This window comes from Streptomyces purpurogeneiscleroticus (genome assembly GCF_020024005.1).
Classification (GTDB): Bacteria; Actinomycetota; Actinomycetes; order Streptomycetales; family Streptomycetaceae; genus Streptomyces; species Streptomyces purpurogeneiscleroticus.
In genome coordinates this window covers 1-3,197 of record NZ_NHSG01000163.1, presented here as the reverse complement: position 1 = coordinate 3,197, position 3,197 = coordinate 1, and the positions used below count along the sequence as shown (strand labels likewise).

3 protein-coding genes and 1 pseudogene are annotated in these 3,197 nt (G+C 71.4%); 2 read left to right on the top strand and 2 right to left on the bottom strand.

Going from position 1 to position 3,197, the window contains the following annotated elements; all coding sequences use genetic code 11:
• Window positions 1-371: pseudogene (locus tag CCS38_RS09380) on the bottom strand (hypothetical protein); the annotation flags it as partial.
• A gap of 12 nt (window positions 372-383) precedes the next feature.
• Window positions 384-707 (bottom strand): CU044_2847 family protein, encoded by a 324-nt coding sequence (locus CCS38_RS09375; protein ID WP_223732736.1) that lies wholly within the window; start codon window positions 705-707, stop codon window positions 384-386.
• A gap of 975 nt (window positions 708-1,682) precedes the next feature.
• Here CCS38_RS09375 and CCS38_RS09370 point away from each other — a divergent pair.
• Both CCS38_RS09370 and CCS38_RS09365 read left to right on the top strand, forming a co-directional pair.
• Complete coding sequence (locus CCS38_RS09370; RefSeq protein WP_223732735.1) at window positions 1,683-2,177, top strand: exodeoxyribonuclease V subunit gamma; 495 nt, start codon at window positions 1,683-1,685, stop codon at window positions 2,175-2,177.
• 290 nt (window positions 2,178-2,467) lie between these two features.
• Window positions 2,468-3,197 (top strand): NB-ARC domain-containing protein (locus CCS38_RS09365; protein WP_263301867.1); only part of this gene is annotated, 730 nt, incomplete at its 3' end.

Sequence of the window (3,197 nt, the reverse complement as noted above, 5' to 3'; positions counted from 1 at the left end):
CCCACCGCCAGCGCCCCTGCCCCTGGCGGCACCCGCTCCAGCCGCAGGACAGCGACGTCTTCTGCCTCGGGCGCCCGCCACTGCCCGGCCAGGACCGTGCCCAGCGTCCGTGGCGCGCCGGGCAGGCGCGGGAAGGCGAGGTCGACCTGCCCGCCGGGATGCTGCCCGGCGGCGCACACGACGTGCGCACACGTGACAGCGGTGGCCTCCCCGACCAGGAAACCGGCGCCCGCCACACCGCCATCGAGTGCGAGGACCTGGACGACCGAGGCCGGCAGCGTGGACCGGCGCCCGCCGCCGGAACCCGTGTGGGGAACATCCGCGCTCGGGCGCCCCTCACCGGGCTGCAGAGGCAGGCCATCCTCCACCATCGCGCGCTCTCCTCACCCGGTGCCGTCCGGCGCAGGACCACTGCTCTGCCACTGGACGCGGACCATCAGATGCATTTCGGCCCTGCCCTTGGTGATGACGGCGCCGGCTTGCGCCGACAGCTTCACCCCGAACTCCATCTCGACCCCGTCCGGGCCGGCCTGCTGCACCGCCTGAAGTGCCGCCCGCACGGTCCTGCTCACCGGCTCCAAACACTCCTGCAACGTCTGTGGTAGCTCGTGGACCGCCTCCCCGACCCGGCCCGCCTTCACCGGCCCACTGACCTCCGGCCCGGCTTCGAACAACACCACCCCGCCGCCCTCCAGCGGCACCTCCACCAAGCCCTCCATATTCCGCACCCCTATCCGCCAGCCTGCACCCCGCACGGCCTCCCACCCAGCCTCCCGATAGCCCGTATGCCCTCCAACCCGTGCACCCCGGCACCTCTGGACAGACCGCGCCACCCCGCCTCAGCCAACCGACGGCCCCGGCCCTGGCCGGTGCCGTAGAACCCACTGGCAGCCGGACGCGAACGCCCCGCCCCGGGCAGCACGCCCACAACGAGCTTGCAGGCCATCGCGCAGCGTCTGCTGCCGAGTTCACGGGGGTGACGGACGACTGGGTACGCGAGGGCGATGCCTCAGCCAAATCGACGGCTCCGGTCCACCGAGGAGAGGCATTGCAATCACGGCACCGAACGGGACCTGCCACGCGTACAAAGCAGCCCCTCCCCCGGCCGGTGGGCAGGAACGGGGCCACGGGCAGCGGGAGCTATTCTCCGCACTTCGCCCAGAGAACCTTGTAGAGGCGCTGTACGTCGTCCACGGGCATGTGCTCGAGGATCAAGTCGGCCATCTTCGGGGTGCTTCCTCACGACAATGCCTTGATGAGGAGAAGATCAAGGCCGGGCAGAGCGGCCTCTTCCCCGGCACTGCCTTCAGCTCCGGCTCACTGCGCACCATCGCGCGGCACCCCACGGGTCGCTTGACTGCTTCCCGAGCATTGGTGCCTGTGTCTGAACCCTTGATCGGTGAATGTCTGCGGCTGGCGGACAGTCCGTTTTTTTTGCTAGCTCGGGGGGCTTGTTCCGGTGCGTGTGCCAGGACTTTCAGTCGTCTCTGTGCCCATGGGCTGTGTGGCGGAGCCTGCTTCTAGGTGCGGACCGGAGGATCTCTTGGTCGGCACAGCGCAGGCGCAGGCGCTTCACTTCACGCGAAGGGGCAACGGCCCAATGGGCCGGCCATGTTGGCGGTAACCGCAGTACGCTGCCTATGCCGGACGGGGATTTCGCCCCCTACGGCACAGGGGGCAGCATGTTGGATCAGGCGTTGATGGCCCTGGTCTCGGCGGCCGGGGTGGCACTGGCCCAGGCGGCAGGCACGGATGCCTGGCAGGGCTTCCGGGAGCGGGTGGCCCGTCTCTTCAGCCGCGGCCCCGCCCCTGAAGCCGCCCAGACGGTGGCCCTGGAGCGGCTGGACCGCACGGCAGCCGAACTGGAAAGCACCGGCCTCGGTGGGGCCGAGCGGGCCCGGGAGCAGGTGGCGGCCGCCTGGCAGACCCGGTTCCAGGACCTGCTGGAAGACCTGGAGGACGCCGACCGTGAACAGGCGGCCGCCCAGCTGCGCGAGCTGGTGGCGCTTGCCGGCCGGGCAGCCGGTGGCGTCATGGCCGGGGACGAGGGCATCGCCATCGGCGGCAGCGCGCACATCCGGGCTGAGAATCAGGCTGCGGCTGCCGTGAAGATGGGCGATGTGTCGATCGGAAACCCTCCCCGGCCGGGCCCGGAGACGGAGCAGGGGAGGAGCTGACCGCGCCCGGCACCCGGCAGGCTCCGCACATCACTGCCCAGACGTCGATCGTTGCGCAGGGCGGAGCGGCCGCGGCCCAGTACATGGGCATCGAGCGCATCGGGCAGGTCGGCACGCTGGCGCACTTTGCCGCCCCGCGTGCCCCGGTGACCTGGCCGCATCGAAGTGGGGCTGCCTTGCCGCGGCAGGCGGACTGCTTCCAGCATCGCGCTACGGCCGAGGCTCTGGCGGCAGCGGTGGCTGGGCAGCAGTCGGTGGTGCTATGCCAGGTGCTGGCCGGGACCGGAGGCATGGGCAAGACCCAGCTGGCTGCCCATCACGCCCGCGCCGCCTGGCAGGCCGGGGAAGTAGATCTGCTGGTGTGGGTGAACGCCGGCAGCCGGGACGCAATCGTGAGCACCTACGCCCAGGTCGGCGCCGAGGTGACCGGGGCCGACCCCGACGTCCCCGAGCGGGCCGCCGAGCGTTTCTTGCACTGGGCGGAAACCACCGACCGGCGGTGGCTGATCGTCCTGGACGATGTGACCGATCCCGCCGACCTTCGCGGCCTGTGGCCCCCGCACCATCCGCACGGTCGCACCGTCCTCACCACCCGCCGCCGCGACAGTGCCCTGACCGGGCCCGGCCGCCACCGCATCGATGTCGGTGTCTTCACCCCTGATGAAGCCACCGCCTACCTGACTGCCAGCCTCGACGCCCACGACCGCCGCGAGGACGCCACCGAGATCGCCGGTCTCGCCGCCAACCTGGGCCACCTCCCCCTGGCCCTGGCCCAGGCTGTCGCCTACCTGATCGACTCCGGCCTGGACTGCGCCGCCTACCGCACCCGGCTCGCCGACCGCGCCCGCACCCTGACCGATCTGCTCCCCGAATCCGGCGGCCTGCCCGACGACCACCGTGCCACCGTCGCCGCCACCTGGTCCCTGTCGATCGAGCAGGCGAACCGCCTCCGGCCCCATGGCCTGGCCCGCCCTCTGCTGAACCTGAGCAGCATGCTCGACCCCAACGGCATCCCCCACA